Below are 22,696 nucleotides of genomic sequence, written 5' to 3' on the forward strand. Positions count from 1 at the left end.
GAGGCGTTCGTGACAGTTTCGGTTTCGCTCACGACCTTCCGGCTGCGTTGAGCCTCTCCTCGGTCAGTGGTGCATAGACCTTGACGCTCGGCCGCTTGTCGCCGGCGACACCGGCCGCTAGCACCAGATAGGCGACGATGAGGCCGATCGACAGAAGCAGGACGCCGACAGCGAAAGCCGATGAAGCCTCGGTCTCGTGCGTGTGCCAGTCCTTGCTGTTGAACATGGAAGCCTCCCATAGAATGGGGAAGGGGGTGCCCCCCGCCTTCGAGAACGGGTGCTGGTAGGGTGAGTCAGTGGGACCAAAATTTGGGGGCTTCGCCCATGCCGCTTAACCGGTAGCTCTGTCTGAAGGGCTCGGCCTCCTCTGCCTTTAGGCTCGCACAACAGGCGCCACAGTCAAGGATTAGCAGATGACCCGAATGGGCGATGAAGCGTGGCAACAACGGGCTCTAAGCCGGCGCAAAACCGACCGCTGCGCGTCTGAAAAGGCGCCCAGCGCGGCAGACCTAACGGATCGCGATGGGGATCGCGCTTCCTTGCTTGGCGAGGAGATGAATGGGCATGGGAACTGGTTTGATGGCAACTGACTCCGAGGACAGGCGCACACTCGATGACGATCTCGTCTGGAGATGGCACGACAATCTGATCTACGGGATCAGCTTCAAGATCGGTGATCCGGAAAAGCAGGACTGGCGCAGCGATCTGGTGCTCGACATCGACTTCATCGCCGAGTGGCTTTGTGGGGCCTCTGGTGAGTTTCGCTTCCGCGTAGCGCCGGCGACGTTGACGTTTCATGATGTCGCTGATCTGCAGATTGCCATAGATCACGGGGACAGTGACGGGCGTACGGCGATGAATGAGCTGTCTATCGACCACGTTACCCGAGAGCGTCTGGCTCGACCATTCGATTTCTGGCATTGGACGATCCGCTTGAACTCGCCTACGGGAGGAAAAATCGCGTTCTGTGCCAGCGGGTACTCCCAGATATTGCGAACCGAACCCAAGCTAGTCACCGAGCAGCATTTGCCGCGCGGCGAGCGAACTTGAGCAGATATCGATATTTGCCGCCGGCGAGTTCCCCCTCGAGATTTCTGGCGAATCCGGGTGTCATATGTTAACGGCGTGCATGTCCCTCGAGTACCGACAACACAGCTAGCCGCAACGCTCCCTAGCTCAGCCACTCGGCCGCGGTGATTGCTGCTGCCAAAAGGAGAGCTGGCGCGGCGAGCCGAGCCAAGAAGTTCAACTGCTGAATTCGCTTCCGTTTCGGTCCGGCCTGGTGCATTCCCCCAACCCTCCAATCCATTCTATGATGAAATGCATCCAATGGTTGAGCCGCACGGTTGCAGAAGTCCGTTAGCTTCGCATGAGGACGCGCTGGATACGGAGCGATTCCCTACAACGATGCCGGCTCGCGACGGTTCCAGCAACGCCGCTGGCCATGGTCGGCCCGATGAGACCGGAGAGCCGGCTCAGCGCCTGCTTGCCCACCAAAGAAGCATCGCTGCTCAGGCGCAACGCCCTGGTTGACGGCGATCGGAGCTAGTCCATCGTGAGTAGAAATGAACGGCGCGATAATTATCGGAACTTGGCGATAATGACAATGACGCTCATTAATTGTATCGATAAAACACACAATTAATGCGCAATATTGATAGATAATATCGTGATGATTTCAATAATCCATGTTTTTCACCACTATTTCATCGAGGATGACTAGTATATAAACAGAACCATAAAGAATTAGATAGTTCCAAGGAGCGTAAAATGGACCGAACGAGCTCGACCTTGAGCAATATTGAAGAGCGCAATAAGGTTTCGCCGAAGAAAAGCAAGGTCGTCATACTCGCGAAGAGCGATCTTTTGTCCGAGTGTCTGACGCAGGCGATCAGAACGCGGTTTCAAGAGCAAGACGTCGTAAGCCTTTCCGATACCGAGGGTCTTCTGGACGGTAACCTTATCGACGTAAGCCTGGTCATGGTCTATCGTCTGCCGGCAGCAGTATTTCCATCGATCATAAGGACGATTCACGAGCTCCATCCAAATGCCGCGATCGGCATAATGGTGCAGAATGCGGACGAGCTCGGCTCGTCGATCGCGGCACTTGTCGACGAAGGCTTGCTTCAAGGCGTGCTGCTCCTGAATTTCAATCTCGACGTATGCCTTAGCGCCATCGATCTCTTGATGAAGGGCGGCGAGCATTTTCCCGCTGCCTTGCTTCGGCGCCTGGCGTCGAGAGGGTTCGCAGCGGGCGGCGTTGTCGCGCAAAATCAGGCGACTTCAGAAGATATTAATATGGAACGCAAGACCGACATTGCCCAAAACCTCCTGAGCACCCGCGAGATCCAGATTCTCGATCTCGTATGCATGGGCACGCGGAACAAGATCATCGCCGATCGTCTCGGACTTGCCGAAAACACCGTCAAGGTGCATGTCCGCAACATCTACCACAAGATGAACGTGCGCAATCGGACGGAGGCCGCGTCGCGCTACTTGGAAGCGACGCTGATATCGGCTCGCTCCGCACCAATCATGCGGACGCCCTGACCGAAGTGTCGGCTTGAATGCCGTGGCACCGCGATTACAGCACTGCGGCTTCTCACACGATAGGGATTCTGCGCGGCTTTCGCCACATAATCGCGTGACGGGAACTGATCTAATCAGCGAGCCCGGACGCGGTACAGAGCGTCTTTACGGAACTGCAGGATGGCTAGGTCAATATCTCACGCTTGGCGCGACATCGTGCCGGCGGCGCTTGCGGTCACCACCAGCGCCACGCCGAGCATCTGGCTTGGCGTCAGTTCCTGCCCCAGCACGATGAAGCCGACGCCAGCGCCAATGGCGGGCTCAAGGCTCATCAGGATGCCGAAGGCGGATGCCTTCATCCAACGGAGCGCGGCGAATTCCAGGGCATAGGGAAGCAGTGGCACCAGGAGGGCGAGTAGCCCAGTCATAAGGGCGAGTTCAGGCATGAGACCGAAGACAGCCTGACGGAAGCCGAATGGCGTCGCCACAAGGGCGGCAACGAGGAGCGAAACGGAGAGACCTTCCAGTCCGCTGAACCGCTGCCCGGCATGTTTCATCAGGACGATATAGCTGCCCCAGCCGACCGCCGCGCCGAGGGCAAGAAGCACGCCGAGCCTATCCCCGACCCAGGCGCCGCCGTCCCAGGAAAGGAAGAGTACGCCCGCCGCAGCAACGGCGGGGCAGACGAGCCGCCATCTGCCGCCGGCGAAGATCGTGGCGACGGTGAGCGGTCCGAGAAAATCGATGGCGACAGCGAGGCCGAGGGGAATGCGCTCGATCGCGGCGAAGAAGCAAAGCGTCATCATCGCCATTGCGGTGCCGAGCGCTGCAGCGGCGAACCAATGCCGCTTTCCATAGCTAAGGAGGGGTGGACGGACGAAAAGCGCGAGAACGAGGGCCGCGAAGCAAAGCCGCAGCCAAGTCGTGCCGGATGGTCCGAGCTCCTGCATCACCGGCTTCGTAAGTGCCGCGCCGAACTGGACGCTCGCCATGGAAAGGAGGCAGAAGACGATCGCGAGGTAAATGCGCCCGCGATCGTCTGCTCCCTTCGCCGGCGCAGTCCAGATTTCGCCCGCAGTCGTCTCCGTTTCCGTCATGTTCGAAATCCTTCGCTTTCCCTCTTGATCAGAAATAGCAAGCTCTTAAAAATAAGGAACGCTGATAATCCTGATACAGATATAAAGGTTTCTGATATGCGAGATCTGGAGGCCGGGCTGCTGCGCGCCTTCGTCGCGACGGCGGAATGCGGTAGCGTTAGCGCGGCCGCTGTTCGATTGGCGAGGACCCAGGCAGCGGTCAGCATGCAATTGCGCCGTCTGGAGGACGACCTCGGGGCGAAGCTTTTGATGCGCGGGCCGCGCGGCATGGGTTTGACCGAGGCCGGCAATGTTCTCCTTCCCTATGCACAGAAGATATTGGGCTTGAGCGCAAGCGCCCGGCGGGCGCTTTCCGGCAGGGCTCTGCATGGTCCCATCCGTTTCGGCATGACCGAAGACATTGCCGTCGGCTCGCTGCCGAAGGCGTTGCAGCGTTTTGCCGCGTCCTATCCCGATGTGGCACTCGATCTCGCCGTCGCCGATAGTACGGCGCTTTCGCAGAAGCTCTCGCTTGGGCTCATCGACGTCGCAATTGGCGACCCGTCGGAGATCAGCGCTGAGCCGGCGCACACCTGGCGCATGCCTTTGAGGTGGGTGGCCGCGCGCGGCTTCGTCGTGCCGGATAAGGAGCCGTTGCCGCTGATCACCTTCGACGGCAACTGCACCTGGGACCGCAGGATGATCGGAGCCCTCAACGCGATCGCGAGACCCTGGCGCACGGTGCTCACCAGCGCCAGCCTTTCCTCCATCCAATCCGCCATTGAAGCTGGTCTCGGCGTCGCCGTGCTGCTCGACGTTGGCATACGGCACGACACGATGAAGGTCCTGAACGGGGCAGACGGAATGCCGCCGGCTCCCCTCGTGGAGTTCGGGCTTTTCGTCGCCGAGGGAAAGGACCTTTCGTCGGGCGCAATCGGAGCCCTCTGGGAATTTGTCGCCGACGAGTTGCAGGCTTCATCGGATCGTCGAATGCCTGCGCTGTGACGAGGAGTGGGCGAGCTTAGACAAAAATTGACCCGATGCGGGAATTCCATCCTCCGCCCTACCGGAAGGTCGAATGACATTGTTGCGACATAGTTCTGTTCAAACCCAGCCCGAAACAGGCAGAGTCTTCGGCGGTGCTGACGAACTCAGCAACCAGGCTGTAGGGACCTTTCGTGCAGTGTCACCTCTCGCGTCCAACACCGGACATCGCTGGCAATCTCGGGGAGCGGCCGCACTCGCCTATGGTCGGAAATCGACGGGAAGCGCGTTTTGCTCCGCATTCGAGACTTGTTGCTGGCTAGTTTCGGTTCCGTCGGCATCCTACGACGGAGGCGCGTGGGCGGAATCCTCGCGTGAGGGCGGCCCAGCAGCTGCGACGCTATCACTCAGCCAATAGTAGAGTCGACAGCCGCTTGGGGACCTTCAGGCTGGTTGCTCTGTGAGCGGCAATCACGCTGTTCGCCATCAACATGGCGATGGTCATGGGCCCAACGCCCCCCGGAACAGGCGTAATGACGGACGCGACGGGCGCGCATTCGGCAAGGGCGACGTCCCCGACCAGCTTCGTGTTGTTCTCGCCCTTCTCAGGTGCGGCAACACGATTGATCCCGACATCGATGACTGTGGCTCCCGGCTTCACCCACTCCGCCTTGACCATTTCGGGTCGGCCGACCGCTGCGACGAGGATATCGGCATTGTGGCAGATGGAGGAAAGATCTTTCGTGCGCGAATGCGCTATCGTGACGGTCGCGTTGGCATTCAGAAGCAATTGCGCCATCGGCTTGCCGAAAAGATTGGAACGGCCGATTACAACCGCATTCAGTCCGGAAAGGTCGCGGCCATGCACCCTGCTGACAAAGACCATCGCGCCTGCGGGAGTGCAGGAGATCAGTCCGGTCTTCAGGTCGCCGGTTGCCAGCTTTCCGGCATTGGCAACATGCAGGCCATCGACGTCCTTTTCAGGCCGGATCGACTGAATGATGGTTTCCGCGTCGAGATGCTGCGGCAAGGGCAGTTGCACGAGAATTCCATGGATGCCGTCATCGCCGTTGAGCTTATGCACCAAGGCCGCAAGCTGGTCCTGTGTCGTCTCTTTCGGCAGGGTGTGTTGGACAGAAAAGAAGCCGCACTCCTTGGCCATGCGGCTCTTTGCGCCGACATAGGCATGACTTGCAGGATCGTCGCCGACGATAATGACGGCAAGCCCGGTCTTCTTGCCGGTCTGTGCCCGCAGTGCGGCATTTGCGCCTTTGATCGCGCCGATGATGGAAGCGGCAACGGCTTTGCCGTCGATGATCGTCGTCATATTCGCTCTCACAAAGAAAGTGGCGGTTCAGGTAAATTCAAGGCTCATTCGCGCCAGATCGTCCCAGAGGCTTTCGGCAAAGCCGCGAAGCACGATGATTTCAAAGGCTTCCGGGCCGACCCGGGTCACGTGGGCCGCAATGTGGCCGATCAGTGTCACCGCGGATTGCCCGACCGGGAAGGCGGACGGGTCAAGGTCGACTGCGGTGCCTTTCGAGAGCGCACGAGACGCCATTTTCCCTTCGATCCGGATGCGGACGCGGCCGTGGCTCTGATCGACGCCGGTGGCGCGCGGTTCTAAAGCGGCAAAAAGGCTCTTCATCTCCTTGTGGGGCATTGGCTCTTCGTGAACGATGAACCACTGCCCGGGCGAAACCGGGCGCACGGCATGCGCAGCCGGTTTGGCAAGGCTGCCGAGGAAGGACACGACATCTTGTTCTCCCGGCCGGGCGAGCACATGAACGATCGTGCCTTCCGGCAATGGCGAGAGCTTGAGCGCAGCGGAGGCAACCGCCTGTTTGGTGGCAAGCGCGGGGCGAAGGGTCGGGCGGAATTCAGACATGGAGCCTCTCGTTCTGAGGGTCGAAGAAAACCGGGTTGCACAGACGCGCGGGGGTCGACTCGCCATGAAGGCCATTCCACACCACCACCTCTTCGCCGTGGCGGCTGGAACCGTTCTTGACCAGCGCCAGAGCGATGGTCGATCCGATATGTGGCGAATAGGCACTCGAGGTCACATAGCCTTGGTCGCTCTCGAGCGTGGCCGCTGCTCCCTTGGCGAGAACATGCGAGCCGCTGCGGAACGATTGCTTCGGGTCGAGCGGCACGACGCCCACCAACTGCGGCCGGTCGGACGCAGCCAGTCCCTCGCGCTGAAGCATCGCCTTGCCGATGAAATCGGGCTTGCTCGCCGAGACCATTTTGCCGAAGCCGAGATCGGCCGGCACCACCGTGCCGTTGATCTCATTGTGCGTCACATGGCCTTTCTCGATCCGCAGAACACTCAGCGTCTCGACCCCATAGGGCATGATGCCGTGATCCCTTCCGGCTTCCATCAGCGCATCTGCGACGCTTTCGCCGTAACCGGCCGGGACGGCAAGCTCGTAGGCGAGCTCGCCCGAGAAGGAAATCTGGAAGAGGCAACCGTGAAGAGCGCCGCCGAACAGCGAGACCTCCCTCGCGGCGAGGAAGGGGAAGGCCGCATCGGAAATATCCTCGTCGACGATCCTCTGAAGGATCGTGCGTGCCTTCGGGCCGGCAATCGCCATCTGCGCCCACTGGTCGGTGATCGAGGCGAGACGCACGTCCAGTTCCGGCCACAAAGCCTGTGCGCAGAATTCAAGGTGGTTCATGACGCCGGCTGCATAGGCGGTCGTCGTCGTCATGAAGAAGCGATTTTCCTCGAGCCGGCTGGTCGTGCCATCGTCATAGATCATCCCGTCCTCGCGCAGCATAAGGCCGTAGCGCGCCCTGCCGACGGGCAGCTTGAGGAAGGCGTTGCAATAGACGCGGTTCAGGAACTCGGCGGCGTCGCTGCCAGAAATTTCGATCTTGCCGAGCATCGAGACGTCGCAGAGGCCGGCATTCTGCCGCACGTTCAGCACTTCCCGGTCGACGCTTTCTCGCCAGGTTTGTTCGCCATTGCGCGGAAACCACGAGGAGCGATACCAGAGTCCGGTTTCGACGAAGACGGCGCCGTGCTTCTTCGCCCAATCATGGAGCGGCGACTTGCGCACCGGCTGGAAATGATGGCCGGTATGGGCGCCTGTCAGCGCGCCGAAGGACACCGGCGTATAGAAGGGCCGGAAGGTCGTCGTTCCGACCTCGGCGGGCGAGACGCCGCGTGCCTTGGCGATCAGCCCGATCGCATTGACGTTCGAGAGCTTGCCCTGGTCGGTGGCCATGCCGTTCGTCGTGTAGCGCTTGGCAAGCTCGACATGGCTGTAGCCTTCGCTGACGGCAAGGCCGATATCCTTGAGATGCACGTCGTTTTGAAAATCGACGAAAGCCTTGCCCTTGACGCCGGGGATCGACCACAGCGGCTTTGAGTCATGTGTCCCTTCGTCTCCTTCAACCTTCGGCAGGACAACGGGCGGGCACGACAAGCCGAACGCCGTGACAATCGCTTGAGACCGTGCGGCACCTTCCGCGAGGCAGGCTGCGAGGTCTGTCGTCGCTGCGGCGGCACCTGCGAGGTCGAGGCCGTTCAAGCCGTCGGGGGCAAGGAAGGCAGCTTTTTCTGCCGACCAGGCGGGCTTGCCGCCTCGATGACAGGCGAGATGGATGATCGGGCTGAAGCCGCCCGCCATGGCGAGCGCATCGACCGCGATGGTCTCCGTTTGCCCGCCGCGGTGAACTTCAATCGCTGAAATCGCCTTTCGACCTTTCGTGCCGCAAACGACCGCCTCTCGGATCAGGCGCGCCTTGCCGCGGTAGTCGACGCCGGCCGATGAACGGCTGTCGACGATGGCGACTACGTCGACGTGGGCCGCTTCGAGATCGCGCGCCAGCGCATAGCCGCTGTCGTCGGTGGTGAAGATGGCGGTTGCCCGGCCCGGCGCGACGCCGTATCGATTGAGATAGGTGCGCATGGCGCTCGCCATCATCACGCCGGGACGGTCGTTGCCGCCGAAGACGAGCGGGCGCTCTTCCGCGCCGGACGCAAGCAGCGCGTGCCTCGCGACGATGCGCCACAGCCGCTCGACGACAAGCTGGCGCGCAGGGTCGCGCACATGTTTCTGCACGCGCTCGACCGCACCGAAGACGTTGCCGTCGTACCAGCCGAAGGCGGTCGTGCGCATCATCAGCCGAACATTGGGCATCGACTGCAGTTCGGCGCTCGCATCGCGGGCGAAATCGGCGGCGGCCTTGCCGTCAATCGTTGCAGTATCGAATAGCAGCGAACCGCCAGGCAGCGCGCCCTCGTCGACGAGAATGACCCGTGCACCGGCGCGCCCTGCAGTCAGCGCCGCGGCAAGGCCGGTCGGCCCTGCTCCGATGACGAGCAGGTCGCAATGGGCCCAGCTCTTCTCATAGGCGTCGGGATCCGATTCGTAGCTTGCCTTGCCGAGGCCGGCGGCCTTGCGGATCACGGGCTCGTAGAATTTCTCCCAAAGCGGCGCCGGCCACATGAAGGTCTTGTAGTAGAAGCCGGCGCCAAGGAAGGGCGACAGGAGGCCGTTCAGCGCGCCGACGTCGAATTCGAGCGACGGCCAGCGGTTCTGGCTCTGCGCCTCCAGACCTTCGTAGAGCTCCTGCATGGTGGCGCGCGTGTTCGGCTCGGTGCGACCGCCGCGGCCGATAGTCACCAGGGCGTTCGGCTCTGCGGCGCCCGCCGTCAGTATGCCGCGCGGGCGGTGATATTTGAAGCTGCGGCCAACCAGCATCCGGCCGTTTGCGAGCAGCGCCGAGGCGAGCGTGTCGCCGGCAAATCCCCGTAGCGGCCTGCCGTCGAAGGTGAAGGAAAGCGGCGCGTTGCGATCGACAAGACCGCCCTTGGTCAAACGGTAGGAACTCATGTGCGCGCCTCCGATCGAGCGCGGTCAGCCGCATCGCGGCTCGCAGCCACCTCATGCGTCACGGTGTCCCGCGTGACGACGATCCAACGGCGGCAACCGGAGGTATGGTGCCAATATTCCTCATAGGCGCCGCGCGGGTTGTCGCGAAGGTAGACATAGTCGAACCAATCGACGGCATCCGCATCTGCTGCTGGACGCGCCAGAGCCGCTCCCTTGATCGTGAATTCTTCCTTTGGTCTTTGCCCGCAGTGGGGGCAGGGCACGAGGCTTGCCATTTCGGAATTTCCTTGGTCGCGAAATCAGTGAAGATTGGGCTGGGCGCCCTGGCCCTTCTCGTCGATGAGGTAGCCGCGCTCAAAACGGTCGAGCCGGAAGGCGGCGGCGGTCTCCTGCGGGGTGCCGCGCGCGATCAGATGCGCAAAGCAGAAGCCGGAGGCGGGCGTCGCCTTGAAGCCGCCGTAGCACCAGCCCGCGTTCAGATAGAGATTGTCGATCGGCGTCCGGTCGATGATCGGCGAGCCATCCATCGACATATCCATGATGCCGCCCCATGAACGCAGCACGCGGACCCGCGACAGCGCCGGAATCATCGCCTTGCCGGCTTCCGCGACGTGTTCGACGGTCGCAAGGTTGCCGCGCTGCGCATAGGAATTGTAGCCGTCGAGGTCGCCGCCGAAGACAAGGCCACCCTTGTCCGATTGCGAAACGTAGAAATGCCCGGCTCCGAACGTGACCACACCGTCGATGAAGGGCTTCAAACCTTCCGACACGAAGGCCTGAAGTACATGGCTTTCGATCGGCAGCTTGAGGCCGGCCATTTCTGCCACCTGAGACGAATTACCGGCCGCTGCCAGCGCCAAGGTATTGCAGCCGATGAAGCCGCGGCTGGTGTCGACGCCCGTCACGCGGCCGTTTTCGCGACGGATCCCGGTCACCTCACAGCCCTGGATGACATCGACGCCGCGGCTGTCGGCACCGCGGGCATACCCCCAGGCGACCGCATCGTGTCGGACCGTGCCGCCGCGCCTCTGCAACAGCCCCCCTCGGATGGGAAAGCGGGCATTGTCGAAGTCGAGGAAAGGCAACATCTTGCGCACCGCCTCCCGATCCAGGAGTTCGGCATCGACGCCATGCAGCCGCATCGCGTTGCCACGCCGCGTATAGGCGTCGCGCTGGGCGTCGGAATGATAGAGGTTCAGGACCCCGCGCTGCGAGACCATGGCGTTGAAATTGAAATCCTGCTCCAGCCCCTCCCAGAGCTTCATGGAAAGCTCGTAAAACGGATTGTTGCCGGGGAGCAGATAGTTGGAGCGGATGATCGTCGTGTTGCGGCCGACATTGCCCGAGCCGATATAGTTCTTCTCCAGCACCGCGACCTTGGTGATGCCGAATTCCTTGGCGAGGTAATAGGCCGTCGCAAGGCCATGGCCGCCGCCTCCGACAATGATGACGTCGTAATGCGATTTGGGTTCCGGCTGGCGCCAGGCGGGTGCCCAGTTCCTGTTTCCGCGCAGGCCATTGAGAAGGATGGAAAGTGCAGAGTAGCGCATGGATGCCGCCCCATAAGAAATCCTAGGAGAAGCTAGCACCTGAATCGCCGATCGACTTGCAAATATAGGACCCATCAATGTAAGAATCGGGCATGGTTCTTTCGGACGGCAAGAACACTCAGAGGATCGGCTTCCTGTTGGTTCGAAATTTCGCGCTGATGAGCTATGCATCGGCGACGGAGCCGCTGCGTGCGGCCAATCTTCTCGCCGGCGGAATGCTCTACCAGGTCGTCCCCCTGGCGCAGGAGGAAGGACCGATTACATCATCCTCCGGCGTATCGATCGGTTGCACGGGCTTGGAGAGCGAGGGGGAAACCTGCCATACCGTCTTCGTTTGCGCGGGCGGCGAGCCATCCGATTGGGCGGATACGTCTGCGTCGCACACGACGCTACGGCGGCTGTCGCGTCTCGGCGTTCGGATCGGCGGCATTTCCAGCGGGGCCTTCGTGCTCGCCGCTGCCGGCCTGCTCGACAACCGAGACTTCACAATTCACTGGGAACACGCACCTGCGCTCAAAGAGGCTTTTCCGCATCTCAACCCGCGACACGCGCGCTTTGTGCTCGACAGTGGGGTAGCGACCTGCGGCGGCGGGGTGGCGCCGCTTGACATGATGCATGCCATGATATCCGAACGACTCGGTGCCGATTTTGCCCGCCGGGTCAGCGACTGGTATCTGCACGCGGCTGTCGCCGAGCCTGCAGCTCCTCAGCGCGGTTCGGTCGCCGAGCGGTTCGGGACCAATCATCCCGCCCTCCTGACCGTCCTCGAGAAGATGGAGACGGCGATCGAACGGCCGCTCGACCGGACCAGCATGGCTCGGCTGGCCGGTGTCAGCCCGCGGCATCTCGATCGGCTTTTCAAGGAACATCGCGGGCTCGGCTTTCTAGAAACCTACCGCGAGATCCGGCTGCGCCACGCCCGCCGGCTGTTGCAGCAGAGCCCGCTCTCCATTCCGGAGATCGCCTACGCCACCGGCTTTTCCAGCCCCGCACATTTTTCGAACGCGTTCAAGCGCCTGTTTGCGGAGACGCCGGGAAGCCTGCGCCGCCGGGACAGAACATAGCCCTTCTTCATTTGGCAATAGCTGACGACACGCAATTGCACGGCGATGACCTGAACTTCGGCCCCTGCACGCGAGCGTAGGCCAGGCCGCGTCACATCTCTCTCATCTCCTGCTGCGAGCACTCAGGGATCTCTGTTTTGGAGCGCCGGCTCGCCGCCGGATGAGGTTTTCGCAGTCAGTATTTATTGCCTCCTAAGAAAAAAATATTCGTGCCAGTTGATCGACGAAAAGGGCCGTGGTACCAATTTTTCATGCACAAACGGAGGGACTGCGCGATGTGCGGCATTGTTGGTTTGTTTCTGAAGGATAGCAGGCTTGAGCCTCAGCTTGGCCAACTGCTTTCGGACATGCTGATTACCATGACTGATCGGGGCCCCGACTCCGCGGGGATCGCCATCTATGGGCCCGCGACAGACGGCAGGGCGAAGGTAACGATCCAGTCGGCCAAACCTGCCGTCGATTTCGCAGACCTTGAACGGGACCTCGCTGAAGCAGGTCTGCCGGCTCGCGTCGCCATCAAGAGCACCCACGCTATCATCTCGGTTGCGGCGGCCAGGCTCGCGGATGTTCGCTCCGTTCTCGCTTCCATTCGCCCGGATGTGCGCGTCATGGGTTCGGGCGACAGCGTCGAGATCTACAAGGAGATCGGCCTGCCAAAGGACGTCGTTGCTCGCTTCGACGCCCGCTCAATGAGCGGTACGCATGGCATCGGCCACACCCGCATGGCGACGGAATCGGCGGTCACGACCCTTGGCGCGCACCCGTTCTCGACGGGGTCGGACCAATGCCTGGTGCACAATGGCTCACTGTCGAACCACAACAATCTGCGCCGCGAGCTGATCCGCGAGGGCATGGCCTTCGAGACGCAGAACGACTCGGAAGTGGCTGCCGCCTACCTGACAGCGGAAATGGCCAAAGGCAAGAATCTGGGCGAGGCGTTGACGACCGCGCTCGACGATCTCGACGGCTTCTTCACCTTCGTGGTCGGCACCAAGTCCGGTTTCGGCGTCGTGCGTGACCCGATCGCCTGCAAGCCGGCGGTCATGGCCGAAACCGACCAGTATGTCGCCTTCGGTTCCGAATACCGGGCACTCGTCAACCTGCCGGGCATCGAAGACGCGCGCGTCTGGGAGCCGGAGCCCGCCACCGTCTATTTCTGGGATCATGAGAAGGCTGCATAACCATGGACGCCAGCGTAAAACGAGAAAGTCTGGAAGCGATGCGCGTTTTCGATCTTGCCAGCACTCCGCTGCGCGAACTGAACAGCGCGCTGCACGCCATCGCGCCGGGCACGAATGACACGAACTTCGAAGTCGTCAATCCGCGCGGCAGCCATGCCGTTGCCGTCGGGATCGACCAGCCGGTCACCGTCAATGTGCGCGGCAGCGTCGGCTACTATTGTGCCGGCATGAATGACGGCGGCACCGTAACCGTCCACGGCTCGGCAGGTCCGGGTGTCGCCGAAAACATGATGTCCGGCACGGTCGTCATAGAAGGCGACGCCTCGCAATATGCCGGCGCCACCGGACGCGGTGGCCTGCTCGTCATCAAAGGCAATGCCGCGTCGCGTTGCGGCATCTCGATGAAGGGCATCGATATCGTCGTCCACGGCAGCATCGGCCACATGTCGGCCTTCATGGGCCAGTCCGGCCATCTCGTCGTGCTCGGCGATGCCGGCGATGCGTTGGGTGACAGTCTCTATGAGGCGAAGCTCTTCGTGCGCGGGAGCGTCAAGAGCCTCGGCGCCGATTGCATCGAGAAGGAAATGCGTCCGGAGCACCTCAAGAAGCTCGCCGAGTTGCTGGACAGAGCGGGCGTCAAGAATGTGCGGCCGGAAGAGTTCAAGCGCTACGGCTCGGCGCGCAAGCTCTACAACTTCAACATCGACAACGCTGACGCGTACTAAAGGCGAGGGACTATCATGACCTATCACAACCCCTTCACCCCGCCGCGCAAGTCAGCGACCTTCGACGACTTTACGCTTGCGGAGATCCGCCGTGCGGCGGCGACGGGCATCTATGACATTCGCGGTGCCGGCACGAAGCGCAAGGTTCCGCATTTCGACGATCTGCTATTTCTCGGAGCGTCAATCTCTCGCTATCCGCTCGAAGGCTACCGCGAGAAATGCGACACGTCGGTCGTTCTCGGTACGCGCTACGCCAAGAAGCCGATTCACCTGAAGATCCCGATCACCATCGCGGGCATGAGCTTCGGGGCGCTTTCCGGCCCCGCCAAGGAAGCCCTCGGCCGCGGCGCAACGATTTCCGGCACCTCGACCACAACCGGCGACGGCGGCATGACCGACGAGGAGCGCGGCCACTCCGAGACGCTGGTCTACCAGTATCTGCCGTCCCGCTACGGCATGAACCCGAAGGATTTGCGCCGCGCCGACGCGATCGAGGTGGTTGTCGGGCAGGGGGCGAAACCCGGCGGCGGCGGCATGCTGCTCGGCCAGAAGATTTCCGACCGCGTCGCCAACATGCGCAACCTGCCGAAGGGCATCGACCAGCGCTCGGCCTGCCGCCATCCCGACTGGACCGGCCCCGATGATCTCGAGATCAAGATCATGGAACTGCGCGAGATCACCGATTGGGAAAAGCCGATCTATGTGAAGGTCGGCGGCGCGCGACCCTATTATGACACGGCGCTCGCCGTGAAAGCCGGCGCCGACGTCGTCGTGCTCGACGGCATGCAGGGCGGTACGGCGGCGACACAGGACGTGTTCATCGAGAATGTCGGCATGCCGACGCTTGCCTGCATCCGCCCCGCCGTCCAGGCGCTCCAGGATCTCGGCATGCATCGCAAGGTGCAGCTGATCGTTTCCGGCGGCATCCGCTCGGGCGCGGATACCGCGAAGGCACTTGCGCTGGGGGCGGACGCCGTGGCGATCGGCACGGCTGCGCTGGTGGCCATCGGCGACAACGATCCGAAATGGGAGGACGAGTACCGGAAGCTCGGCACAACGGCCGGCGCCTATGATGACTGGCACGAAGGCAAGGACCCGGCCGGCATCACGACGCAGGATCCGGAACTGATGCAGCGCGTTGATCCGGTCGCGGCCGGAAGGCGCCTCGCCAATTACCTGAAGGTGATGACGCTGGAAGCCCAGACGATCGCGCGCGCCTGCGGCAAGAACCACCTCCACAATTTGGAGCCGGAAGATCTTTGTGCACTGACGATGGAGGCCGCAGCGATGGCGCAGGTGCCGCTCGCGGGAACGAGTTGGTACCCGGGCAAGGGTGGTTTCTGATTTTGACAGGTCGCACTTGAGAGGGTGCGGCCTGTTTTGATTTTGAGTGTCTTGAATCCAAAAAGGGGAACAACGTGACACTGGATCTCTCTACATTCGCCCGCGACAAGGGCGTCAAGTATTTCATGATCAGCTACACTGATCTTTTCGGCGGACAGCGCGCCAAGCTGGTCCCCGCGGAAGCGATCGCCGATATGCAGAAGGGGGGTGCGGGCTTCGCCGGCTTCGCCACCTGGCTCGATCTGACGCCTGCTCATCCGGATCTTTTCGCATTGCCGGATGCTGCCTCGGTCATCCAGCTTCCCTGGAAGAAGGATGTCGCCTGGGTTGCAGCCGACTGCTTCATGGACGACATGCCGGTCGAACAGGCGCCGCGCGTCGTGCTCAAGAAGATGATCACCGAAGCCGCAAAGGAAGGGCTTCGCGTCAAGACCGGCGTCGAGCCGGAATTCTTCCTGATCTCGCCGGATGGCTCGAAGATTTCCGACACGTTCGATACGGCAGAAAAGCCATGCTACGACCAGCAGGCGGTGATGCGCCGCTACGACGTGATCGCCGAAATCTGCGACTACATGCTCGAGCTCGGCTGGAAGCCCTACCAGAACGACCACGAGGACGCGAACGGCCAGTTCGAGATGAACTGGGAATATGACGACGCGCTGAAGACGGCCGACAAGCACTCCTTCTTCAAGTTCATGGTGAAATCCGTCGCCGAGAAGCACGGGCTCAGGGCGACCTTCATGCCGAAGCCGTTCAAGGGTCTGACCGGCAATGGCTGCCATTGCCACATCTCTGTTTGGGATCTCGAAGGCGAGATCAACGCCTTTGCCGACAAGAGGGCCGAGTTCGGGCTTTCCGAGCAGGGCCGCACCTTCTTGGGCGGCATCATGAAACACGCCAGCGCCCTTGCGGCGATCACCAATCCGACGGTGAACTCCTACAAGCGCATCAACGCGCCGCGCACCATATCCGGCGCAACCTGGGCGCCGAACTCGGTGACCTGGACCGGCAACAACCGAACCCACATGGTGCGGGTGCCCGGCCCCGGCCGTTTCGAACTGCGCCTGCCGGACGGCGCGGTCAATCCCTACCTGTTGCAGGCGATCATCATCGCGGCAGGGCTCTCCGGCATCCGTTCCAAGGCCGATCCCGGCCCGCACCACGACATCGACATGTACAAGGACGGCCACAAGGTGACCGATGCGCCCAAGCTTCCGCTCAACCTGCTCGATGCGCTGAGAGAATACAGCAAGGATGAAGCACTGCAGGAAGCGCTCGGAAGGGAGTTCTCCGATGCCTATCTGAAACTCAAGCAGGGCGAGTGGAACACCTATTGCTCGCAGTTCACCGAGTGGGAGCATCAAACCACACTCGACGTCTAAGCATCCCCCCAGCCGCTTTGCGGCTTCCCCCGTGCTTCGGCACGGGGATTTTAAAGGTCGATTACAGAGAGAGCACTACATGACGACCTTCGTCCTGACCGTAAGCTGCAAGTCCACCCGCGGCATCGTCGCTGCCATTTCCGGATTTCTGGCGGAAATGGGCTGCAATATCACCGACAGTTCCCAGTTCGACGACCTCGGCACCGGCAGGTTCTTCATGCGTGTCGGATTCATCTCGGAGAAGGGAGCGACGCGTGCGGACCTGACTGCAGGGCTGAAGCCGATTGCCGAAAAGTTCGAGATGGAGACCACGCTCCACGACCAGTCGGAGCGCATGAAGGTGCTGCTGATGGTCTCGCGTTTCGGTCATTGCCTGAACGACCTTCTCTACCGCTGGCGGATCGGCGGGCTGCCCATCGACATCGTCGGGGTTGTTTCCAATCACTTCGACTACCAGAAGGTCGTCGTCAATCACGACATCCCGTTTCACCACATTCCGGTGACGAAGGAAAACAAGCCTCACGCGGAAGCCAAAATCATGGAACTGGTGGAAGGCACCGGCACGGAACTGATCGTGCTTGCCCGCTACATGCAGGTCCTATCGGACAAGATGTGTCAAACGATGTCCGGCAAAATCATCAATATTCACCACTCCTTCCTGCCGAGCTTCAAGGGTGCCAATCCGTACAAGCAGGCCTATCAGCGCGGTGTGAAGCTGATCGGTGCCACGGCGCATTACGTGACGGCCGACCTCGATGAAGGTTCGATTATCGAGCAGGATACGGTCCGGATCACCCATGCCCAGAGCGCGGACGATTATGTCTCGCTCGGCAGAGATGTCGAAGCGCAGGTCCTTGCGCGTGCGATTCACGCCCATATTCACCGCCGCGTCTTTCTCAATGGTGCTCGCACGATCGTGTCTCCCCCGAGTCCCGGTTCCTACGCATCGGAAAGAATGGGGTGAGGGCGGCCGGGCGAAATCAACCTCAAGCGGCGTGACGGGGGTCTATGTCCGGTCCAGCGTCCACGTATCTCGCTTGATCGACGTGCGTCGGCCCGAAAGCTTGGGCCGCCAGCGATCCGCATGCTGCTTCCCCGATAAATTCTGGAGAGGCGCACCGACGGCGTCTCAACGCTGTAATCAACCTCGGGCCTTAGCGGCCGTGGCCGTGCGTATGCGGGCGCGGCGATAAGCGTCAGGGATCGACAGGGCCCAGACGAACAGACCGCCGGCATGCCGCCCGAGGAAGGAGCGATCGGGGGGTGTCGTCATGTAGGTGATGACCGAGAAGAACACGACGAAAAAGGCGAAGGTCAGGCCGCGCGTCGTATCGCGCACGGCGACATGGCCGGCGCCAGGCAGCACCGTCGCCAGTGCGAGCACCAGATAGGGATTGATCGGCTTGGCCATGGCGATCTCCTCAGGCGGCAGCGGGAGCGGCAAGAGCGGGATTCGCGTCCGCCAGGCAATCGCTCAAGCTCTGCGCCTCGGCGATCATCCTGAGGACGACCTCAGGCGCAATCGACGTGATTGCAAAGCGGGCTTGACGCAACAGCAGATGAGCGCCGCGTTCGCCCTGCGCCGCTTGGCGGACGAGCCGCACGCCGCGCGGAGTAATCGCGGCTTCCTTGAGTGTCGGATCGGCAAACAGGGTGCCAAACATGGCTCCGGCGCGTTCGATCTGCTCGCATGAGGCGCTGGCGTCGCCGCGCATCAAGAGGGCGACACCGGTGGAGGGTAAGGTCAATAAATGCGGCATACCGTGGACGAGCGAATAGAACTCGGCTCCGGTCGGCCGCGCCAGAGCGCCGATCTTGGGACGTGCGCATGCGGCGGCTTCGAATAGAGTGAGCTTCAGCCACAATTGCGGAAGGCGCCGGCAGACCATGGTGTCGGCGACGATGTCCACCCTTATCTGCCGCCCGTCGCCGAGCTTGGCGGCCAGGATCGGAAACTGATCTGCGCCGTAGGTGATGTGGGCGCCTTGAAACCGCTGTGCCGCCGCGTCCAAGAGGCGGCGGCGCTCGTCCATGGCTATCCGATGATCCTGAACGGCGCGCGTGCCCATCCATATACCGGAAGCTGCAACGAAGGCAGAGAAAGCGATGGTGGTGATCATGGGATCGCCCTGATTTTGACTGCAGGCTTTGGCGCGGCAAGCGCCTCGGACAGATGCAGGAGTTGAAGCGCAGGGGATCGGTCGGCGGCACGCAGGTGCTGCCGACCGTGACCCGATCAATAGCCGTTTGGCTTCGGCCAGGGCATGGTGAACTGGTCACCGCGGCGAACGAACTTGTAGCGCCGGAAGTGGAACCAGAGCGAAGCGACGATGTAGAAGCACATCATTGCGCTGAGCTGCGTGCCATAGCCGAGGAACACGGCGAAATAGGCGGTCGAGCACAGGATGAGCAGCACGATCGTCGGCAGCGGATGAAACGGATGCACGTAACCGCGCTTGATCTTGTCGAGCGGCCACTTGTTTCGGAACATCACCATGTTGAAGGTCATGAAGGTATAACCGAGCAAGCCCGACAGGATGGAGAAGGTCACGACCTGATCAAGCGGGGCGCCGAGCGCGAAGATGAGCGCGATCGGAACCAGGAACACGATCGCCCGATAGGGAGTGCGGTAGACCGGATGGACCGCACCGAACCAGCTTGGCAGATAGCGGTCACGGCTCATCGAGAACCAAGCGCGGGAAGCGTCGTTGATGCAGCCGTTCGCCGAGGCGAGCGTGGCAAACGCCGTGCCAACGAAGAGCAGGACCATCAACCCGGTGTTGCCGGTGATGCGGGCGGCGTCGAACAATGGTGTGCCGGCCTGGCCGAGATATTCCCATGGGATGAGGCCCGAGCAGATATACCAGGTCATGGTGGCCGCAATCAGCAGCGTCATGATACCGGCCATGGTGCCATAGGGCAGCGAGCGGGCAGGGGAGCGCACTTCCTCAGCCGCCTGGCAAGTACCCTCAATGCCCAAATAGTACCAAAGGCCGAAGTGCAGCGATGCGACGATACCCACCCAGCCATAGGGCAGGGGATCGGATGTGATGGCCGAGAAGTCGAGCGGTACTGCCGAGGCGCCGAGTTGCACCGACACGAACAGGGCTATGATCGCGATAAAGGCGATCGCGGTAATCACCAGGTTGAAGGTCAGCGTCGCCAGCACGCCGCGATAGTTGAGCCAAGCCAGGAACATGATGGAGAGGACGATGAATGGTTGCTGGTTAAGCCCGGCTTGGCCCTGCATGCCTGCCACGGTATCGAGCAGGAAGCCAACCGTGATGGCATTGGCGGCTTCTAGCATTGTATAGGCCATCACGAGGAAGAGGCCGACGTTGAAGGCCATAAGGGGGCCGACAATATGCTTGGCCTGGGCGTACTGGCCGCCGGCTGCCGCAACCGTCGACGTCACCTCCGAGTCGATCATGGCGACGCAGGTATAGAGCAGGCCGGCGACCCAGCAGGCCATCAGGCCAGCGATCATGCCGCCTTTGCCGACCGAGAAGTTCCAGCCCATATATTCGCCGACAAGAACGATGCCGACTCCAAGTGCCCAAACATGCGCGGGTCCAAGCACTCTCGCCAGCCGAAGGCGCTCCGCCCCGGCTGCCGTTGATGTGACATTTTCCATTGCTGCTCCCCCTCAGATCTCGTGGCGTTCTGCGGTCGCCTCGATCTCGCCTTCGCGAGAAGAGATCAGCAGCTCGTTGTCGTAGGTGGTGTCGATGCGGACGAGGTCGGCGATCATCAGCAAGCCGAACAGCGCCGAAAGCGCCCAGGCCGCGTATTCGAGTATGTTCCACATGACCAAAGCTAGCCTCCTAGCGCCGCTTCGTGCCGAAGCGTTCTTCGATGACTTCGCGGTATTCCCTGTCGGAAAGCCGTACCACCATCACGAAGTAGCCGATGACGAGCACGGCCATGATGATGAGTGACGACCAACTGAAGCTGTAGTCGAAACGGGCGGTGATGATGTCGTTGGCCGCGGCAGGATCAGTGATGCCAAGCGCTGCCCACTGTTGCTGTTCGGTCGCGTTCTGGCCGAGCGATTCCCAGGTCGGGTTGGCAATCGGATTGGGCACCTTGGCCGCCCCGGCAAGACCGAGATAGAGCGGTATATAGAGTGCGCCGATAGTGAGCACGAGCAACGTGACCACGTCGAAGATCTGGCCCGCAAGGCTCTGTTTCGGAGGTTCATATGCCATGAATGCCTCCTAGCGGCTTCGACGGCGCATCTCGTCGAGATGCTTGAGGTCGAGGCCGTAGATGAAGTGCTTGTCTTCCTCGTAATGGCGTAGCATGGCCACGATAGCCGCCGTGTTGAAGAGCAGTACCAGGCCGCACGCGACGGTCAGGATGATGCCGATCGCCGGCGTCGAGATGTAGGGCCAGACGCTGAACAGCGCGAATAGCAGGGTGCACCACAGCACCACGACGAACGCCGAAAGGCAGATGCGATCGCGTCGATGCATCGCATCGATGCGCTGGTTGAAACTCGCGCCTGCGCGAGCGTTACTCAGTGTCGCTTCCATTCACTTTCCTCCTCCATTGGTTCCTCCTCCAGCCGCTTTGGGTCTATTATGGTTTTGGTACGGAAAGCCGTATTTTCTGCAGGGCAAAAATATTTGCCTGCTAGGAATGTTAGGCAAAGTGAAATCACTGTCAAGTGAAGCGCCGCGGTCGCGTTTGGAACCCGGATGCAATTCCATTGAATAAATTGATCTTTATCAATGAACGGCGCGTTGAAAATTTTCACCGATCTGACAAGCAGCGCGACGCGGCCCCGTCGCCATCGTCGCTGGCGGCGAGCCGACCGTGCTAACGGGATTGGTGGACGCAACCAGGAACTCGTGCTGGCGGCGATCAAACGCCCATTGTCGCCGGCCACACCGGGTAACCGTTGTGCAAGGACGCAAGAATATTTACCTTCAGTAAAAAATCGAAGCGAGATCGGCATGGCCAAGGCAAAAGCGGAAACGCACAGAAACTCAAAAAAAAATGGCACGGCGACAGTTATGGCCGCCGCTCCCAAGACGGCGGCAGGAGCGGCGCGGGTCGCGCCATTGACCCAAGATCCGCATGCGATCCGTGACACCCCTGAAAAGGTGCTGGAGGTAGCAATTGGACACGAAGTCCGTACCTTTCGCAAAAAGCTCGGCATCACGGTCGCTGATGTTTCTGCGGCGACCGACATTTCAGTCGGCATGCTGTCGAAGATTGAAAACGGCAACACGTCGCCGTCACTGACAACTTTGCAAACGCTCTCGCGCGCGCTCGGCGTACCGATCACCTCTTTCTTCCGCGGTTTCGAAGAGGAACGCAGCGCCGTATTCGTCAAGGCGGGGGAGGGTGTTGATGTCGAGCGCCGCGGCACCCGCGCCGGCCACCAGTACAACCTCCTCGGCCACATCGGCTCGAACACGGCTGGTGTTGTTGTCGAGCCCTACCTCATCACGCTGACAGAAGATTCCGACGTGTTTCCAACGTTTCAGCACGACGGTTTGGAGTTCCTCTACATGTTGGAAGGTGAGGTGGTTTACCGGCACGGCAACAATCTTTACCGTATGACCTCGGGCGACAGTCTGTTTTTCGACGCCGACGCACCGCACGGGCCGGAAGAACTGACACATTTGCCAATCCGTTATCTCTCGATCATTTCCTATCCGCGCGGCCGCGGGGGGGATTGAAGGCGTCGCGCCGCTGCTGCGGTCGAGCCAAAACGGTCTTTCGCAGTACCCGCAATAGACAATGCTGGCGGGCTCTCGCCAGGGATGCATCGCCGGCCATTTACCTTCCCGCTGGAACGAGCGAAACTCGGTACCGCGTTCGACGGTGAAGCTCTGACGGGCAAAGGCCGGCAGCTATGAGAAGGCATTGACGATCTCGTCGAGTTGCGAGTGGCGGCTGCCATTCTTGATCAATTGGGGCATCAGGACTCCGAACGCTCATGGTCTCAACCACGCTTCACGTCGCCAGTCTTCCTTCCAAACGTTGACGTTTGACCAGCATCCCGA

Annotated in this window: 23 protein-coding genes; 10 read left to right on the top strand and 13 right to left on the bottom strand. The window is 61.2% G+C overall.

What is annotated here, in order from left to right; genetic code table 11:
* Nucleotides 1-28: 28 nt before the first annotated feature.
* Nucleotides 29-226, bottom strand: a complete 198-nt coding sequence (locus tag ATC00_RS04025) for a hypothetical protein (RefSeq protein WP_064252041.1) — start codon at nt 224-226, stop codon at nt 29-31.
* Nucleotides 227-564: 338 nt separating this feature from the next.
* Here ATC00_RS04025 and ATC00_RS04030 point away from each other — a divergent pair, with 338 nt between their 5' ends.
* Together ATC00_RS04030 and ATC00_RS04035 are read left to right on the top strand one after the other, a co-directional pair.
* Complete coding sequence (locus tag ATC00_RS04030; protein ID WP_153045167.1) at nt 565-1,050, top strand: hypothetical protein; 486 nt, start codon at nt 565-567, stop codon at nt 1,048-1,050.
* Nucleotides 1,051-1,770: 720 nt separating this feature from the next.
* The gene (locus ATC00_RS04035) at nt 1,771-2,550 is read left to right on the top strand and encodes a helix-turn-helix transcriptional regulator (RefSeq protein WP_064252043.1); all 780 of its coding nucleotides are present in this window, start codon (nt 1,771-1,773) and stop codon (nt 2,548-2,550) included.
* 176 nt (nt 2,551-2,726) lie between these two features.
* Here the strand turns inward: ATC00_RS04035 and ATC00_RS04040 are convergent, their stop codons facing one another.
* Nucleotides 2,727-3,626 (bottom strand): EamA family transporter, encoded by a 900-nt coding sequence (locus ATC00_RS04040; RefSeq protein ID WP_064252044.1) that lies wholly within the window; start codon nt 3,624-3,626, stop codon nt 2,727-2,729.
* A 96-nt stretch (nt 3,627-3,722) separates the two neighbouring features.
* Between ATC00_RS04040 and ATC00_RS04045 the strand changes: the two genes are divergently transcribed.
* Complete coding sequence (locus ATC00_RS04045) at nt 3,723-4,610, top strand: LysR family transcriptional regulator (protein ID WP_064252045.1); 888 nt, start codon at nt 3,723-3,725, stop codon at nt 4,608-4,610.
* A gap of 382 nt (nt 4,611-4,992) precedes the next feature.
* Here the strand turns inward: ATC00_RS04045 and folD are convergent, their stop codons facing one another.
* From folD to ATC00_RS04070, 5 genes are read right to left on the bottom strand one after another with little or no spacing between them, the layout of a single operon-like run.
* A complete protein-coding gene (gene folD, locus ATC00_RS04050) occupies nt 4,993-5,916 on the bottom strand; it encodes a bifunctional methylenetetrahydrofolate dehydrogenase/methenyltetrahydrofolate cyclohydrolase FolD (RefSeq protein WP_064252046.1) in 924 nt (307 codons plus the stop codon).
* Nucleotides 5,917-5,943: 27 nt separating this feature from the next.
* The gene (gene soxG, locus ATC00_RS04055; protein ID WP_064252047.1) at nt 5,944-6,477 is read right to left on the bottom strand and encodes a sarcosine oxidase subunit gamma family protein; all 534 of its coding nucleotides are present in this window, start codon (nt 6,475-6,477) and stop codon (nt 5,944-5,946) included.
* The gene (locus ATC00_RS04060) at nt 6,470-9,433 is read right to left on the bottom strand and encodes a sarcosine oxidase subunit alpha (protein ID WP_064252048.1); all 2,964 of its coding nucleotides are present in this window, start codon (nt 9,431-9,433) and stop codon (nt 6,470-6,472) included. The genes soxG and ATC00_RS04060 overlap by 8 nt, the downstream gene beginning before the upstream one ends.
* On the bottom strand, nt 9,430-9,708 hold the full coding sequence (locus ATC00_RS04065) for a sarcosine oxidase subunit delta family protein (protein WP_064252049.1): 279 nt from the start codon (nt 9,706-9,708) through the stop codon (nt 9,430-9,432). Before ATC00_RS04065 ends, ATC00_RS04060 begins: the two co-directional genes overlap by 4 nt.
* Before the next feature lie 24 nt (nt 9,709-9,732).
* Complete coding sequence (locus tag ATC00_RS04070; protein ID WP_064252050.1) at nt 9,733-10,983, bottom strand: sarcosine oxidase subunit beta family protein; 1,251 nt, start codon at nt 10,981-10,983, stop codon at nt 9,733-9,735.
* A gap of 92 nt (nt 10,984-11,075) precedes the next feature.
* Between ATC00_RS04070 and ATC00_RS04075 the strand changes: the two genes are divergently transcribed.
* The 6 genes from ATC00_RS04075 (at nt 11,076) to purU (ending at nt 17,643) form a co-directional block, all read left to right on the top strand.
* Nucleotides 11,076-12,047 (top strand): GlxA family transcriptional regulator, encoded by a 972-nt coding sequence (locus ATC00_RS04075; RefSeq protein WP_064252051.1) that lies wholly within the window; start codon nt 11,076-11,078, stop codon nt 12,045-12,047.
* 275 nt (nt 12,048-12,322) lie between these two features.
* Nucleotides 12,323-13,228 (top strand): class II glutamine amidotransferase, encoded by a 906-nt coding sequence (locus ATC00_RS04080; protein ID WP_064252052.1) that lies wholly within the window; start codon nt 12,323-12,325, stop codon nt 13,226-13,228.
* A 38-nt stretch (nt 13,229-13,266) separates the two neighbouring features.
* Nucleotides 13,267-13,953 (top strand): GltB/FmdC/FwdC-like GXGXG domain-containing protein, encoded by a 687-nt coding sequence (locus ATC00_RS04085; protein ID WP_064252068.1) that lies wholly within the window; start codon nt 13,267-13,269, stop codon nt 13,951-13,953.
* Nucleotides 13,954-13,968: 15 nt separating this feature from the next.
* A complete protein-coding gene (locus tag ATC00_RS04090) occupies nt 13,969-15,297 on the top strand; it encodes an FMN-binding glutamate synthase family protein (RefSeq protein ID WP_064252053.1) in 1,329 nt (442 codons plus the stop codon).
* Between the two features lie 74 nt (nt 15,298-15,371).
* Nucleotides 15,372-16,679, top strand: coding sequence for a type III glutamate--ammonia ligase (gene glnT, locus ATC00_RS04095; protein ID WP_064252054.1), 1,308 nt, complete (start codon nt 15,372-15,374; stop codon nt 16,677-16,679).
* A 79-nt stretch (nt 16,680-16,758) separates the two neighbouring features.
* Nucleotides 16,759-17,643 carry a formyltetrahydrofolate deformylase gene (purU, locus tag ATC00_RS04100; protein WP_064252055.1) on the top strand — a complete coding sequence of 295 codons (885 nt, stop codon included), beginning with the start codon at nt 16,759-16,761 and terminating at the stop codon, nt 17,641-17,643.
* Nucleotides 17,644-17,820: 177 nt separating this feature from the next.
* Here the strand turns inward: purU and ATC00_RS04105 are convergent, their stop codons facing one another.
* From ATC00_RS04105 to ATC00_RS04125, 6 genes are all read right to left on the bottom strand, one after another.
* Nucleotides 17,821-18,090 (bottom strand): hypothetical protein, encoded by a 270-nt coding sequence (locus ATC00_RS04105; RefSeq protein ID WP_064252056.1) that lies wholly within the window; start codon nt 18,088-18,090, stop codon nt 17,821-17,823.
* A 10-nt stretch (nt 18,091-18,100) separates the two neighbouring features.
* Entirely contained in the window at nt 18,101-18,799 is a 699-nt protein-coding gene (locus tag ATC00_RS04110) for a hypothetical protein (RefSeq protein ID WP_064252057.1), read from the bottom strand.
* A 116-nt stretch (nt 18,800-18,915) separates the two neighbouring features.
* Nucleotides 18,916-20,313, bottom strand: a complete 1,398-nt coding sequence (locus ATC00_RS04115; protein ID WP_064252058.1) for an APC family permease — start codon at nt 20,311-20,313, stop codon at nt 18,916-18,918.
* 12 nt (nt 20,314-20,325) lie between these two features.
* Nucleotides 20,326-20,487, bottom strand: coding sequence for a hypothetical protein (locus ATC00_RS32865; protein WP_153045168.1), 162 nt, complete (start codon nt 20,485-20,487; stop codon nt 20,326-20,328).
* A gap of 16 nt (nt 20,488-20,503) precedes the next feature.
* Nucleotides 20,504-20,887: a hypothetical protein gene (locus tag ATC00_RS04120; protein ID WP_064252059.1), complete on the bottom strand. Its 384-nt coding sequence runs from the start codon at nt 20,885-20,887 to the stop codon at nt 20,504-20,506.
* A 9-nt stretch (nt 20,888-20,896) separates the two neighbouring features.
* Nucleotides 20,897-21,214 (bottom strand): hypothetical protein, encoded by a 318-nt coding sequence (locus ATC00_RS04125; RefSeq protein WP_064252060.1) that lies wholly within the window; start codon nt 21,212-21,214, stop codon nt 20,897-20,899.
* A 423-nt stretch (nt 21,215-21,637) separates the two neighbouring features.
* Here ATC00_RS04125 and ATC00_RS04130 point away from each other — a divergent pair, with 423 nt between their 5' ends.
* The gene (locus tag ATC00_RS04130; protein WP_064252061.1) at nt 21,638-22,369 is read left to right on the top strand and encodes a helix-turn-helix domain-containing protein; all 732 of its coding nucleotides are present in this window, start codon (nt 21,638-21,640) and stop codon (nt 22,367-22,369) included.
* The last annotated feature ends 327 nt before the right edge of the window (nt 22,370-22,696 follow it).

Source organism: Sinorhizobium americanum, from assembly GCF_001651855.1.
Taxonomy (GTDB): Bacteria; Pseudomonadota; Alphaproteobacteria; order Rhizobiales; family Rhizobiaceae; genus Sinorhizobium; species Sinorhizobium americanum.